13 protein-coding genes are annotated in these 14,470 nt (G+C 70.9%); all 13 read right to left on the bottom strand.

The features are described from left to right. Positions 1–1,568, bottom strand: a 1,568-nt coding sequence (locus tag BWR60_RS25065) for a substrate-binding domain-containing protein (RefSeq protein WP_088154081.1), incomplete at its 3' end; no start/stop codon positions are given. Between the two features lie 4 nt (positions 1,569–1,572). Then, positions 1,573–2,847 (bottom strand): metal-dependent hydrolase family protein, encoded by a 1,275-nt coding sequence (locus BWR60_RS25060; protein ID WP_088154079.1) that lies wholly within the window; start codon positions 2,845–2,847, stop codon positions 1,573–1,575. Positions 2,848–3,044: 197 nt separating this feature from the next. Beyond that, positions 3,045–4,175, bottom strand: a complete 1,131-nt coding sequence (locus BWR60_RS25055; RefSeq protein WP_088154077.1) for an ABC transporter substrate-binding protein — start codon at positions 4,173–4,175, stop codon at positions 3,045–3,047. Between the two features lie 60 nt (positions 4,176–4,235). Next, on the bottom strand, positions 4,236–5,237 hold the full coding sequence (locus BWR60_RS25050; protein ID WP_218823669.1) for an ABC transporter permease: 1,002 nt from the start codon (positions 5,235–5,237) through the stop codon (positions 4,236–4,238). Continuing rightward, positions 5,234–6,214: an ABC transporter permease gene (locus BWR60_RS25045; RefSeq protein WP_088154075.1), complete on the bottom strand. Its 981-nt coding sequence runs from the start codon at positions 6,212–6,214 to the stop codon at positions 5,234–5,236. Before BWR60_RS25045 ends, BWR60_RS25050 begins: the two co-directional genes overlap by 4 nt. Then, positions 6,211–7,734 carry a sugar ABC transporter ATP-binding protein gene (locus BWR60_RS25040; protein ID WP_088154087.1) on the bottom strand — a complete coding sequence of 508 codons (1,524 nt, stop codon included), beginning with the start codon at positions 7,732–7,734 and terminating at the stop codon, positions 6,211–6,213. Before BWR60_RS25040 ends, BWR60_RS25045 begins: the two co-directional genes overlap by 4 nt. Then, positions 7,731–8,582 (bottom strand): sugar phosphate isomerase/epimerase family protein, encoded by an 852-nt coding sequence (locus BWR60_RS25035; protein WP_088154073.1) that lies wholly within the window; start codon positions 8,580–8,582, stop codon positions 7,731–7,733. Before BWR60_RS25035 ends, BWR60_RS25040 begins: the two co-directional genes overlap by 4 nt. A gap of 157 nt (positions 8,583–8,739) precedes the next feature. Further along, the gene (locus tag BWR60_RS25030; protein WP_230983172.1) at positions 8,740–9,747 is read right to left on the bottom strand and encodes an ABC transporter ATP-binding protein; all 1,008 of its coding nucleotides are present in this window, start codon (positions 9,745–9,747) and stop codon (positions 8,740–8,742) included. Beyond that, positions 9,744–9,893 carry a hypothetical protein gene (locus BWR60_RS38320; protein WP_230983171.1) on the bottom strand — a complete coding sequence of 50 codons (150 nt, stop codon included), beginning with the start codon at positions 9,891–9,893 and terminating at the stop codon, positions 9,744–9,746. The genes BWR60_RS25030 and BWR60_RS38320 overlap by 4 nt, the downstream gene beginning before the upstream one ends. Positions 9,894–9,904: 11 nt before the next feature. Beyond that, positions 9,905–10,918 (bottom strand): ABC transporter ATP-binding protein, encoded by a 1,014-nt coding sequence (locus tag BWR60_RS25025; RefSeq protein WP_088154069.1) that lies wholly within the window; start codon positions 10,916–10,918, stop codon positions 9,905–9,907. After that, entirely contained in the window at positions 10,918–11,805 is an 888-nt protein-coding gene (locus BWR60_RS25020; protein WP_088154067.1) for an ABC transporter permease, read from the bottom strand. Before BWR60_RS25020 ends, BWR60_RS25025 begins: the two co-directional genes overlap by 1 nt. An 11-nt stretch (positions 11,806–11,816) precedes the next feature. Then, a complete protein-coding gene (locus BWR60_RS25015; protein ID WP_088154065.1) occupies positions 11,817–12,767 on the bottom strand; it encodes an ABC transporter permease in 951 nt (316 codons plus the stop codon). 30 nt (positions 12,768–12,797) lie between these two features. Beyond that, a complete protein-coding gene (locus BWR60_RS25010) occupies positions 12,798–14,465 on the bottom strand; it encodes a peptide ABC transporter substrate-binding protein (protein WP_088154063.1) in 1,668 nt (555 codons plus the stop codon). Positions 14,466–14,470 lie beyond the last annotated feature (5 nt).

Below are 14,470 nucleotides of genomic sequence, written 5' to 3'. Positions count from 1 at the left end.
ATGCCGATCGCGGCGAAGCCGGCGGCCCGCGCCCGCGGCCCGGCGCGGATCCGGCCACGGCCGCCGCGCTGCAGCAGCCCGTGCGCCGCCAGCGGCCCCAGCAGATCGTGCAGCGAGGAGCGCGGCATCGCCACCGCCTCCAGCAGGTCGGCGATGCCGGCCTCGCCGCCATGCGCCTTGAGCCAGACCAAAATGTCGAGCGTGCGCAGGATCGACCGGGCGCCGCCATCCGCCGCCGCCCCCTTGCCCACCACGAAGGTGGTGGGGTCGTAATCCTCGCCCATGCCGTGGCCGAGGATCAGGCTGGGCGGCCGGTCCCAGCGCACATGGTCCTCGACGAACACATCGGCGCGGACCGACGCCGTCTCCCACCCCCGGCTGATCACCAGCGGCGTGTGCACCTCGATCCGCCGCGGCAGGGTGCGGCCGGCCAGGATGTCGAGCGCGGCCTCGACCGCGCGGATGCCCATGGCCGGCGGGAAGTCCATCGCCGCCAGCTTCACCCCGTGCAGGATCGCCAGCTGGTAGACCGCGTTCTGGTCGCCGCCGGTGTGCGGCGGCACCCTGCCGTCATATCCGGCATCGACCCAGGCCTGGATCGACCCGGCGCCATGCAGGCCGCTGTCGCACCAGACGCCGTCGATGGCGTCGCCCCAGCGCTCGATCAGCCCGGCCATGGCGCGGCGGCCGGCCGGGACCGTCATCTCGGTGTGCACGGTGTCGAGGATGCGGATGCCCGGCGCCAGGGCGAACACCTCGCGCGCCGCCCGGGCCCGGCGCAGCAGCGGCCCGATCTCCGGGTCGCCGACCATCAACACCACCGCACCGCGGCCGCCCAGCGTCTCGACCAGCCATTGCGCCGGCAACCGGCCGATCGCGGTGTCCGGCCCCGCCACTTGCACCACGGAATGCGACGCGTCGCCCAGCAGCCGGTCGACCATCACGGCCGGCAGCCCGGCGGCGCGGGCCCGGGCCAGGGGCGGCAGCAGCGCCTCGGTCTCCAGCGGGCTGACGATCAGCGCGTCGACGCCCATGGCCAGGAAGGCGTCGATGTCGCGGGCCTGGGCCGCGGGATCGTCATCGGCATGGGCGATGCGCAGCGCGGCGATGCGCTCGGCCTGCTCGGCCGCGGCGAACTGCACGCCATGCAGCAGCCCCTGGCGCCAGAGATTGGCGCGCGAGCCGTTGGAGAAGCCGAAGACATAGGGCGGCGGCCGGGCGAAGGGGGCCGCATCGACCAACTCGGTGAAGCCGGGATTCCACAGGAAGGAGCGCGCCGGGCCGGACATGCCCTGCAGCCGCGGCCGGGATGGCGCGGCCGACTGCGCCGCATCGGCCTCCAGCGCCACCGCCAGATCGAACCAGGCGGCGCCGAGGCGGACGGTGCCGCGCCGCGGCGCCTCCAGCCAGCCGGCGGCCAGCATCGGCCGCAGCACGGCGTAGAGGCTGGAGCGTGGCACGGCCAGGCCCTCGGCCAGGGCGGCGACCGAAACTCCGCCAGGGGCGTCGATCAGCCGGTCGACGACCCCGAGCAGGATCTCCACGCCCGACTGGTGGACACCCGCCACCGCGTCACTCGGCGGCGGCTGCCCGCACCGCGCGACGCGGCGAGAGGCGGTGCAGGCCCCCGTCCTTCATCACCATGCGGATGGCGCCGTGATCGTGGATCAGGCTGATGTCCTTGAGCGGGTCGCCATCGACCAGGATCAGGTCGGCCAGGAAGCCCTCGCGCACCTGGCCCAGCCGGTCGCCCATGCCCATCAGCTCGCCGCCGATCCGGGTGGCGCATTGCAGCGCCTCGGACGGGGTGTAGCCGAACAGCTTGACGAAATGCTCGACGTCGCGGGCGTTGGTGCCCTGCGGCGTCCAGGCGAAGCCGTAATCGCCGCCGATGACGACGCGGATGCCGCGCTTGCGCATCTCGGCATAGGTACGCTGGCTGGCCTCCATGCACAGATGCATGCCCAGCTTGCGCGCCTTGGCCTCGTCGATGCCCCAGGGCCCGGCCTCGTGGATGGTGTTGTAGATCAGGCCGATGGCGGGGCCGACGAAGACCTGGTCCTTCTTCGCCTCCAGCATGTCCAGCGCCTCGGTGTCGGCCTGCTCGCAATGGTAGATCACGTCGACCCCGGCGCGGATGGCGCGCTTCACCGCCTCGCTGGCCCGGGCGTGGCAGTTCACCCGCCGGCCGAAATCATGCGCGGTCTCGACCGCGGCGGAGACCTCGGCCTGGGACATCACCGTCATGCCGCCCTTGGCCGGATCGACGAAATCGTCGCCGGAGATGTTGATCTTGATGTTGTCGACATCCTCGCGGATGCAGATGCGGACGGCGCGGCGCACCTCCTCCGGCCCGTCGCAGACCATGCCGAAGCTGGCGCGGGCCAGGTGCAGCCGGGTCTCGTCGCCGAGGCCGCCGGTGACCGTGATCTCCGGGCTCGCCGCCTTGATCCGGGGTCCTTTCAGCCGGCCCTGATTGACCTTGTCGCGGATCACCACGTCCAGCCGGGTCTTGGCGGCGGCGGCCGAATAGCAGCTGGTGAAGCCGTGGTCGAGCAGCAGCTCGGCGTTCCACATCGTCTCCAGCACATGCTCCTCGACGGGCACGTCGCCGAGATCGGTGTTCCGCGCGGCACCGCAGAAGGACAGATGGGCGTGGCCCTCGACCAGCCCCGGCAGCAGCGTGGCGCCGCCGCCATCGACCGCCTCGCAGCCGCCGGCATCCAGCCGCTCGGAGGCCGGGGCCACGGCCTGGATGCGGTCGCCGCGGACCACGACCTGGCCCGGATACGGGTCGCGGCCGCTGCCGTCCCAGATCATCGCGCCGGTGATGTGAGTGTCGCCCATGGGATCCTCCGCTCTCTGCTTGGGGTGGGCACTAGACCCACCCCGCGTCGTATCCGAGGCCTGTTCGAGAATGCGCTGGTGCGAGTCGGCTGGTGGTGGTTTCGAGAACCGGAGCGCAGCGGACGTTAAGTCCGTGAGCACCGGAAGCGGAGAAACCGCCATCAGACGGCCGCACCAGTAGCATTATCGGATCGGCCTCATTTGCCGATCCATCGTTGCGGATAGTCCGGCATCCCCTCGCAGCCGCACATCGCGTAGTGCAGCGGCGGCATCTTGTCGTTGACGTATTTGTCGAGGTTTTCCGCCGTGATCGTCGGCTGCGGCAGCGACCAGGCCGGGCCCGGCACCGCCTCGCCCTTCAGCACCCGCACGGCGGCGATCACCGCGGTGCGCCACTGATAGGTCGGATAGGTCGGCGCCACCGCCTTCATGCCCGACTGCTTCCATTTCTGCAGGAAGTCCTGCTGGTCCTCGCCGGTGACGATGGGCACGTCCATGCCCTGGTCCTCGAACGCCTCGATCGCGGCGACGCTGGTGGCGCCGGCATCCATCCACACGGCGTCGAGCTTGCCGACCCGGGTCAGCGTGTCCTCGACGATCGACTTGGTCTTGGCCCGGTCGCCGTCGGTGAATTCGGCGCCCACCACCTCGATGCCCTTCTCGTCGAAGATCCGCTTGGCCGCGGCCCAGCGATTCTCCAGCACGTCGACGCCGGGCAGGATGCGCAGCGCCAGCACCTTGCCGCCCTTCGGCACGTTGGCGGCGATGTATTCCGCCGCGGCGATGCCGAAGGCGTAGCCGCCGATCGGCTTGACCACCGTGACCGGGCAGTCGGTCAGCACGCCGCGGTCGAACACGATCACCGGCACCTGCTTGCACGCCTCCTCCACCGCCGGGGTCAGCGCCGCGGTGGTGTTGGGCGACACGATCAGCGCGTCGCAATTGCCGCTGGCCAGCATCGCCTTGATGTCCGAGATCTGCTTGTCGTCCTTGCCTTCGGCATCGGCCACGGTGAAGGAGGCGATGTCCGCCTTGTGGACGTCGACCTCGGCCTGCATGGTGGTGAAGCCGACGACCCGCCAGGGATTGCCGACCCCGGCGTTGGAGAAGCACAGCTTGTACGGCCCGGGCTTCTTGTACTTGGCGGTGTCGACCATCTGGCTGCCGTAGTGCTGCTCCCACGGCTTGTCGGCCGGGCCCTCCGCCTTGGCCGACATAAGGGCCCGCTGGGCCTCGAACTCCTTGGGGTCGTCGAAGCTCTGCGCCTGGACCGCGCCGGCCGCCAGGGCCAGCACAGCGGCGGTGCCGATCATCATCCCGATACGCATTGGCGTTCCTCCCTCGTCGTTTGGCTTTGTGCTTGGATGGTCGTCGCGAAGCCGGTCCGGTCAGGCACCTCCCCTCCGCCGCCGCCAGACGCTCCAGCCCACGGCGACGATCAGGATCAGCCCCTGGGCCGCGTCGCGCAGCGGCTTGGGCAGGCCGATCAGGTTGAGCAGGGTGAACAGGGCGGACAGGCTGAGCGCCCCGGCCACGGCGCCGGGCACCGTGCCGCGGCCGCCCAGCAGCTGGGCGCCGCCGATGACGATAGCGGCGATGGCCTGCAGCTCGTAGCCGTCGCCGACATTGGTCGACACTCCGGCGAAGCCGCCCAGCAGGATGCCGGCGGTGACGGCCGACAGGGCCGAGACGACGAAGGCGATGGTGCGCACCAGCCGCACCCGCGTGCCCGCCAGCTCCGCCGCCCGGGGATTGTCGCCGACGGCCAGCAGCAGCCGGCCCAGCACGGTGCCGTGCATCAGCCACCACAGCAGCGCCACCGCGACGATGGCGACCACGACGGCCAGCGGCAGCAGGTCGATCCCCGGCAGGCCGCGCCAGGTCAGCCGGCCGAAATCGCGGAAATTGTCGGGCAGGTAGCCCTGCGGCGACCCGCCGGACCAGGCCAGCGCGATGCCCTTCAGGGCCAGCAGCATGCCGAGCGTGGTGATGATCGACGGCACCTTGAGCCAGGACACGACCAGCCCGTTGAACAGGCCGACGGCGAGGCCGATGCCGTAGACCAGCGCGATCACCCACCAGCTCTGCGCCGGGTCGCCCTGGATCAGCAGCGACGACGCCATCACCACCAGGGTGATCAGCGACCCGACCGACAGGTCGAAGCCGCCGGTGACGATGACGAAGAGCTGGCCCGCGGCCAGGATCGCCAGCGGCGCCGCCCGGCGCAGGAAGTTCATGTAGCCCTGCGGCTCCAGGAAGGCCGGGCTGGCGATGGCGATCGCGACCAGCAGCGCGATCAGCACCCACCAGGTCGGGCGGATCGCGGCCAGGCGGCGCAGCGGCGACGGCAGGGTCTTGGTCATCGGGCGCGGCTCGGTGGTCTCGATCATGCCACATGCCCCCGCGTCCGGTAGGCATAGACCGCGACCGCGGCGATGACGATGCCGCCGCGCAGCACCTGCTTCACGAAGGCGTCGATGCCGACCATGGTGAAGACGGCGTCGAGCGTGCCGAACAGGATCACCCCGGCCAGCGTGCCCCAGACGCCGCCGCGGCCGCCGGCCAGGATGGTGCCGCCGATCACCACCACGGCGATGGATTCGAGATCGTAGAGGCCGTCGCGCCCGACCCAGGGGGCGCCGGAGCGCAGGCGGCTGGCGAGGTACAGCCCGGTCAGCCCGGCGCCGAGGCTGCAGATCACATGCGCCGCCAGCGTCACCCGATGGGTGCGGATGCCGGCCAGGCGCGCCCCGTCCGGATGGCCGCCGGTGGCGTAGAGATGGGCGCCGAAGCGGGTCGAGCGCAGCACGAAGGCGGCGCAGCCGGTCAGCACGAACAGGCCGATCACCGGATAGGGCACCGGCCCGACCTGGCCGTAAGCCAAGACCTGGAAGCTCTCCGGCACCGCCCCCGCAAAATTCTGGAAGGAAGCGCTGAGCAGCCCCTGCAGCACCAGCCCGACGCCGAGCGTGGCGATCAGCGGGTTGATCTCCAGCCGCGTCACCAGCAGGCCGTTAACCGCCCCGACCAGGGCCGAGATGGCCAGCACCGCCGCCACCGCCGGCAGCATCATCGCCGGGTCGCCCTGCATCATCCAGGACGCCATGACGGCGGCGACGCTGACCAGGTTGGCGACGGACAGGTCGATCGACCGCGCCAGGATGACGAAGGTCTGGCCCAGCGCCACCAGCCCCAGCGCCACCACCCGCTCCAGGACCGCGATCACGCCACCGGCCGACAACTGCGCCGACTGGCCGGTGGCCAGCGCGGTGGCGGTGAAGCCCACGACCGAGGCCGCGATCAGGATCGCCGGCACCGGCAGCTCGGCGCGGCGGCGGGGGCGACCGGCGGCGGCGACCGCGCTCATGCCGCCCCCATCGCCGCGACGGCATCGGAACGATGGCCGGTGGCCAGGGCCATGACCTCCTCCTCGGTCGCGCCGCCCGGCCGCTCGCCGACGATGCGGCCTTCGCGCATCACCAGGATGCGGTCGGCCAGGCCCAGCGCCTCGGGCAGGTCGGAGGTGGCGACCAGGATGCCCCGGCCACGGGCGGTGAAATCGCGCATCAGCCGGTAGATCGCGGCCTTGGCGGCGACGTCGACACCGCGGGTCGGCTCGGCGAAGACCAGCAGCTGCGGGTCGCAGGCCAGCCAGCGCGCCAGGATCGCCTTCTGCTGGTTGCCGCCGGAGAGCAGGCGGATCTCCTGCTCCCAGCTCACCGCGCGGACATCGACGGCGGCGAGGATGCCGTCGATCGCCGCCGCCCCCACCGCCTTGCCGTTCGGCCGTGAGAACAGCCCGGCCAGGCCGCGGCGGGCCAGCAGGCCGTTGCAGCGCACCGACTGCATCAGCGCCAGGCCGTCGCGCTTGCGGTCCTCCGGCACCAGGCCGAGGCCGTGCGAGAGGGCCGCCCGCACGGAGCCGGGCCTCGCCTCCTTGGCCCCGATCCACATCCGGCCGCTCAGGAACGGCTCGGCCCCGACCACGGCGCGCGCCAGCGCCGTCTTGCCCGAGCCCTCCAGCCCGGCGACGGCGACGATCTCGCCACGGCGCACCGTGAGATCGATATCCGCCAGCAGCGCGTTGCCGCCGCCTTCGACCCGCAGCACCGGCTCGCCGGGCGGGTCCGCCGGAAGCGGCGGGTAGTAGTCGCTGAGCGGACGGCCGACCATCAGCCGCACCACCTCGTCCGCCCCGGTCTCCGCCCGATTCCGGGTGGCGACGTGGCGCCCGTCCTTCAACACTGTGACGGTGTCGGCGATGGCGAACACCTCCGGCATCCGGTGCGAGATATAGACCACGGCGACGCCGGCATCCTTCAGGCCGCGCACCAGCTGCAGCAGCCGCGCCGCCTCGATGTCGTCCAGCGCCGCGGTCGGCTCGTCCATCACCAGGATGCGGGCATCGATGGCCAGCGCCTTGGCGATCTCCACCGTCTGCTGCTCGGCGATGGTCAGGTCGCGCGCCGGGGTGTCCGGGTCGATGTCGGAGGACAGGCGGGCCAGCAGCGACCGGGCGCCGTCCCGCATCGCCGCGCGGTCGAGGCGGAAGCGGCGCACCGGCTCGATGCCGAGATGGATGTTCTCGGCCACCGTCCGGTCCGGCAGCAGGCTCAGCTCCTGGTGGATGATGCTGATGCCGGCGGCGTGGGCGGCGGCCGGGTGGGCGAAGCGCGCCGCCGCGCCATCGACCAGGATCTCGCCGGCATCCGGGGCATGGACCCCGCCCAGCACCTTCATCAAAGTCGACTTGCCGGCGCCGTTCTCGCCGCACAGCGCGTGGATCTCGCCGGCCCGGCAGGCGAAGGACACGCCGTCCAGCGCCACCACGCCGGGGAAGGCCTTGCGGATGCCCCGCATCTCGAAGCGCGGCGCGGCGCCGGTCATGCCGCCGCCTCCCATTCGCGCCGGATCAGGGCGATGGCTTCGCCGAACAGCGTGTCGAGATCGGGGAACAGATCGCGCCAGACCCGGGTGGCGGCGGCGAGGTCGGGCAGCGCCCGGCCGAAGGCCTCCACCGTCAGCCAGCCGTCATAGCCGATGCCGCGCAGGGCCTTCAGCGTCGCCGCGAACGGCACGTGGCCGCGCCCGGGGATGCCGCGGTCATTCTCCGACAGATGGACATGGGTGATGCCGGCGGCATGGGGGGCGATCACGCCGACCGGGTCGCGCTCCTCGATATTGGCGTGGAAGGTGTCGTACATGAAGCCGAAATTCGGGTGACCGACCCGGGCGCGCAGGGCTTCCGCCTGCCCCATCGTGTTCAGGGCATAGCATTCGAAGCGGTTCACCGCCTCGATCGACAGGTGGATCCCGGCCTCCTGCGCCCGGCCGGCGGCCCAGTGCAGCGCCTCGGCCAGGTTGGCCAGCTCGTCCTCGGTCGGACCGGATCCCGAGAACACGCCGAGCGGCGAATGGTACGGGCCGCCCATCACCGTGGCGCCGAGGGCATGGCCGCAATCGATCGCCCAGGCCAGCCGGTCGCGGGCGCGGCGCCGGATCGCGGGATCGCCGCTCAACGGGCTGTGGTCGGGATCGGGGATGATGGTGGTATAGGTCCGGGCCAGCCCCAGCTCGTCCAGCACCCGGCCGAGGGCGGCGTAGTGCATCTCGGTCCCGGCCATGACCGGCACCTCGACGCCGTCATAGCCGTGGCGCTTCAGGGATTCCAGCACCGGGCGGTCGGCGGGCGAGATCGCCCCTCCCACCACCAGCAGGTTGAAGCCGGTTTTCACGCGTTCCTCCCAGGCCCGGGCCCGTGGCTGTCGCCCGCGCCCTGGTTCTGTTTTTTGGAAAGCATGAGGTTCGGACGGCGCCGGCGTCAACGCGGCGGCACGGCCCGATGTCCGACATTCTGGACAATCGGCACGCCGCCGGACGAGGCCGGCCCGGTCAGGCGGTTGTCGGACTCAACGGCGAGGCCAGGGCCAGCTCCGGCCGGATGCAGGCGCTGAGGTGCCCCTCCCCGACCGGCTGCAGCGGCGGGGCGGCTTCGGCGCAGGCCGGCAAAGCGTAGCGGCAGCGGGTGCGGAAAGCGCAGCCGGAGGGCGGCGACAACGGGCTGGGCAGCTCGCCCTTCAAGAGGATGCGCGGGCGGCGCAGCGTCGGGTCCGGGATCGGCGCGGCCGACAGCAGCGCCTCGGTATAGGGGTGACGCGGCGTCCCGAACAGCGCCCGGGCCGGCGCGATCTCGACGATCCGGCCGAGATACATCACCGCCACCCGGTCGCAGATCTGGCCGACCACGGCGAGGTCGTGGCTGATGAAGACGATGGTCAGGTCCAGCCGCCGCTTCACCTCCATCAAGAGGTTGATGATCTGCGCCTGGACCGAGACGTCGAGGGCGGAGACCGGCTCGTCCGCCACCAGCAGCCGCGGCTCGGTCACCAGCGCCCGGGCGATGCCGATGCGCTGGCGCTGGCCGCCGGAGAATTCATGCGGGAAACGCTCGGCATGGCTGGCGGACAGGCCGACCGTCTCCAGCGCCGCCGCCACCCGGGCCGCCCGCTCCGCCGCCGGCGGCGCGTCCTTCTGCACCGTCAGCGGCATGGCGACGATGCGGCCGACGGTCATGCGCGGATTCAGCGACGCCGCCGGATCCTGGAACACGAATTGCAGCCGCGGCCGGATCGGCTTCAGCTGGCGCCGCCCGAGATCGGTGATGTCGGCGCCTTCGAACAGCACGCGCCCGCCGGTCGGCCGCATCAGCCGCAAGAGCGTGCGGCCCAGCGTGCTCTTGCCCGAGCCGGATTCGCCGACCAGCCCCAGCACCTCGCCCTGGCGGACGGTGAAGGAGACGCGGTCGACCGCCCGCACCTGCAGCCGCTCGCGTCCGAACAGCGAGCCGCCGACCGGGAAGGATTTGCTGAGCTCCTGCAGCTCGAGGATGGGCTGGGTCACGTCGCACCGCCCTTCATGCCCATCACCGTCATGGCGAGCCCCGCAGGGGCGTGGCCATCCAGGGCCGCTCGCACCGGCCCCTGGATGGCCACGTCGCTTCGCTCCTCGCCATGACGGCTTTGAGGCTGGTGGGAACGGTCCTTCATGAGCCTCGTCATCACGCCCCCGCCTCGATCTCGCGCCAGCGCAGGCAGCGCACCACCCGGCCATCCGCCTCCTCCAGCGCCGGCACCGCGGCGTCGCAGGCGCCAGGCCGGGCGTGACCGCAGCGCGGGTGGAAGGAGCAGCCGGGCGGCAGCCGGCCGGGGTCCGGGACGCTGCCGGGGATGGCCGGCAGCACACCGCCGCCGAACTCCAGCCGATCGATCCGCGGCACCGAGCGCAGCAGCCCCTGGGTGTAGGGCATGCGCGGCCGCTGCAGCAGCCCGACGGCGTCGCCGCGCTCGACGATCCGGCCGGCATACATGACCATGACGCTGTCCGCGATCTCGGCCACCACGCCGAGATTGTGGGTGACGAAGATGATCGCCATGCCGGTCCTGGCCTGCAGCGATTTCAGCAGGTCGATGATCCCCGCCTGGACGGTGACGTCCAGCGCCGTGGTCGGCTCGTCGGCGATCAGCAGGCTGGGGTCGCAGGCCAGGGCGATGGCGATCATCACCCGCTGGCGCATGCCGCCCGACAGATGGTGCGGGTACGCGGCCAGGCGGCGCCGCGGCTCCGGGATGCCGACCAGTTCCAAGAGCTCCTCCGCCCTTGCCAGCGCCGCCTTGCGGCCGAGGCCGCGATGGAAGGTCACCGCCTCGGCGATCTGGTCGCCGATCCGGTGCACCGGGTTCAGCGAGGTCATCGGCTCCTGGAAGATCATCGAGATCTCGTCGCCGCGCACCGCCCGCATCGCCTCGGGGGGCAGCTGCAGCAGGTCGCGGCTGCGGCCGTCATGCCCGGTGAAGCGGACCGAGCCGGCGATGGTGCAGCGCGGCGCCGGCGGCAGCAGGCGCAGCACCGCCAGGCTGGTGACGCTCTTGCCCGAGCCGGATTCGCCGACCAGCGCCAGCGTCTCGCCGCGGCGGACGGAAAAGGAGACGTCGTTGACCACCGTCAGCGCCCCGGCCTCGCCGCGGAAGGTGACGGCCAGGTCGCGGACCTCGAGGATCGGGGCTTCGGCCATCACGACTCCAGCCGGGCGTCGAGCGCGTCGCGCAGCCCGTCGCCGATGAAGTTGAAGCTGGTCACGGCGAGCGTGATGGCGATGCCCGGCACCAGGGCCAGCCAGGGCGCCGAGGTCAGGTATTGCTGGGCGTTGTTCAGCATGTTGCCCCAGCTCGCCGTCGGCGGCTGGATGCCGTAGCCGAGGAAGCTGATATAGGCCTCCATCAGGATGGCGCGGGCGACGGTCAGGGTGGCGGCGACCACGATCGGGCCGATGGCGTTGCGCAGCAGCTCGTCGACCATGATGCGGGCGTCGGACGCGCCCATCATCTCCGCCGCCAAGGTGAAGTCGCGCTCTCGCAATGTGCGGATCTGGCTTTCGACCACGCGCGCCACCTCCATCCAGCTGGTCGCGGCGATGATCAGGGTGATCATGATCGGGTCGGGCTTCAGCAGCGCCGCCAGGGTCAGCAGCAGGAACACGGCGGGGAAGCACAGCATGGCGTCGACCAGGCGCATCAGCACGGCGCCGACCGCACGGCCGTAATAGCCCGCCACGACCCCGATGGTGGAGCCGACGATCGTGCTGATCACCATCGCGGCGAAGGCGACGGACAGCGAGATCCGCCCGGCCATCAGCAGGCGGGCGCAGAGGTCGCGGCCGAGCGGGTCGGTGCCGAACAGGTGCCATCCCGTCAGCGGCGGCGCAAAACGCGCGCGCATGTCGATGCGCAAATCGTCGAAGGGCAGCAGCCAGGGGCCGGCGACGCAGGCCAGCACCAAGAGCAGGATGCAGGCGACGCCGATCATCGCCAGCCGGTGCCGACGGAAGCGGCGCCAGCCGCGGTTGCCGGTGCGGCGGGCGGGTTCGGCGGCAGCGTTGGGGTCGGCGGCGGTCGCGGTCATCGTCCCTCCCCTCAATCCAGCCGGATGCGCGGGTCGGCGACCGCGCAGAGGATGTCGGCCAAGAGGTTGCCGAGCAGCACCAGCAGGGCCGAGACCATCAGGATCCCCATCACCACCGGATAGTCGCGATAGCCGAGGGAATCGAGGAACAGCCGGCCCATGCCGGGCCAGGTGAACACCGTCTCGGTCACCAGCGCGCCGCCCAAGAGCGTCGGCAGTTCCAGCCCGGCCAGGGTGATCATCGGCAGGAGCGCGTTGCGCAGCGCGTGGCGGATCAGCACCCGCTTCTCCGGCAGGCCCTTGGCCCGGGCGGTGCGGATATAGTCCTGGTTGATCACGTCGATCATCGAGGCGCGCATGTAGCGGCTCCAGATCGCCACCTCGACCAGCGCCAGCACCAGGGCCGGCGCGATCAGATGGTGCAGGAAGTCGAGCAGCGACCCGTCGCCGACCGTGTACATGTTCCCCGCCGGCAGCCATTGCAGCCGGACCGAGAAGATGTAGATCACGACCAGGCCGAACCAGAAGGTCGGGATCGACAGCGCGACCATGGCGCCGACCGTCGCCAGCATGTCGGCGAAGGAATAGCGCCGGACCGCCCCCATGACGCCGATCCAGACGCCGAGCAGCACCGCGACCAGGATCGCCGTCGCCATCAGCTCGAGCGTGGCGAAGAGATGCGAGCCGATGACGTCCAGCACCGGCGACTGGTCGCGGTAGGACCGCCCCCAGTCGCCGGTCAGGAGCCGGCTGGCCCATTCCCAGTATTGCACCGGCAGCGAGCGGTCGAGGCCCATCTCATGGGCGATCTGGGCCAGCCGCTCCTGCGTCATGCCCGGGACCAGGGCGAATTGCGACAGCGGGCCGCCCGGGGCCAGGTGCAGCACGGCGAAGCCGATCATCGACACGAGCCAGAGCAGCAGCAGGCTCTGCAGCGCGCGGCCGAACAGGAATTGCGGCATGACCTCCTCCGTCCCCGGGCGGCCGCCTCCTCAGGCTGCCCAGTACCAGGTGTGGGCGTTCCAGCAATTCTCCTGGACATTGACGTTGGGGGTGAAGCCGGTCAGCCCCTTCTTCACGCCCTGGACCATGGCGTACTGGAAGATCGGCAGGTACGGCAGGTCCTTGCGCGTGAACTCCTGCATCTTGAAGTAGGCCGCCTTGCGCTTGGCCGGATCGACCGTCGACGCGCCCTCGGCCAGCAGCTTGTCGACATCGGCGCTCTCATACTGCGTCGTGTTCTGGCCGCCGCCGCCCTTGGCGCCGATCGACCGGCTGGAGAAATAGTCGGTCGCGTCGGGGTCAGGCCCGACCATGAAGTAGATGCCGACCATCGCCGTCTCGAATTTCGACTGCATCCAGTAGTCGCCCCACATCACCGCCGGGGGCAGGTTGTTGATGTTCATCTTGACGCCGATGTCGAGCCAGTTCTGCTGCAGCAGCTGCTGCGCCTGCTCGCGCACATGGTTGCCGGCGGTGGTCGAGTTGACGAATTCGAGCCGCACGCCGTTCTTCTCGCGGATGCCGTCGCCGCCCGGCTTCCAGCCGGCATCGTCCAGGATCTGCTTCGCCTTGTCGGGGTCGTAGGCCTGCTTCGGCAGGTCCGGGTTGAACGCCCAGGACTGCTTCGGCAGGAAGGATTCCGACGGCGTCGGCAGGCCGTAATAGATGCTGTCGATGATGCTCTGCTTGTCCATCGCGGTGTACAGCGCCTCGCGCACCGCCGGGTCCTGGAAGATCGGCAGCCCACGGTTCAGCGCGATGTTCTCGATGAAGGCTTGCGGCACCGGCGAGACCTCGCGGTCGGCCAGGCCTTTGGCCTCCTCGTAATGGTCGGCGGTGATGCCCTGCAGGCCGATATAGTCGATGTCGCCGGTGGTGAACTGGGTGAACAGCACGGTCAGGTCGGGGATGTACTTGATCACCAGCCGCTCGAGATACGGCCCGTCCAGGTGATAGCCGTCATGGGCAGCGAGGGTGATGTGGTCGCCCGGCACCCGCTCGACCCATTTGAACGGCCCGGTGCCGACCGGCTTGGTGGCGAAGGTCGAGGCGTTGGGGTCGGCCTCCTTCTCCATCAGGTGCTTCGGCACGATGAAGGTCCAGGACAGGATCGACGGGTACGGCGCGTAGGGCTTCTCCAGCGTCCAGGTCAGCTCGGTCGGGCTGACCACCTTGAGGTCGCGCACCAGCTCGTGCCCGGCGCGGCGGGCGGCACGGAACTTCGGGTTGTTGATCAGGTCGATGGTATATTTCACGTCGTCGGCGGTGAACGGCGTGCCGTCATGCCATTTGACGTTGTCGCGCAGCTTGACGCGCCAGGTCAGCCCGTCGGCCGAGATGCCGCCATTCTCCAGCGTCGGCACCTCGGCCGCCAGATCAGGGATGAACTTGCCCTCGGGGTCGACCTGCCACAGCGGGCTGAACAGGTTGAAATAGACACCCTCATCGACCTCGATGTGCAGCATCAGCGGGTTGAACACCGTCGGCTCCTGCGATAGGCCGATCACGGCCTGGCCGGTCGCCTTGGCCGGCGGCCCGGCGGCGCGGGCGGCCTTGACCCAGCCCTGGCCGGGGCCGAGCCAGACCGCCGTGCCGGCGGCAAGGCCCGCCGCCAGGAATCGGCGGCGGGTGGGCTGGGCGAACGAACGATCGGTCATGGTGA

It is taken from the genome of Inquilinus limosus, from assembly GCF_002195995.1.
In the GTDB taxonomy this organism is placed as follows: domain Bacteria; phylum Pseudomonadota; class Alphaproteobacteria; order DSM-16000; family Inquilinaceae; genus Inquilinus; species Inquilinus limosus_C.
This window is presented reverse-complemented; position numbering and strand designations above follow the sequence as displayed.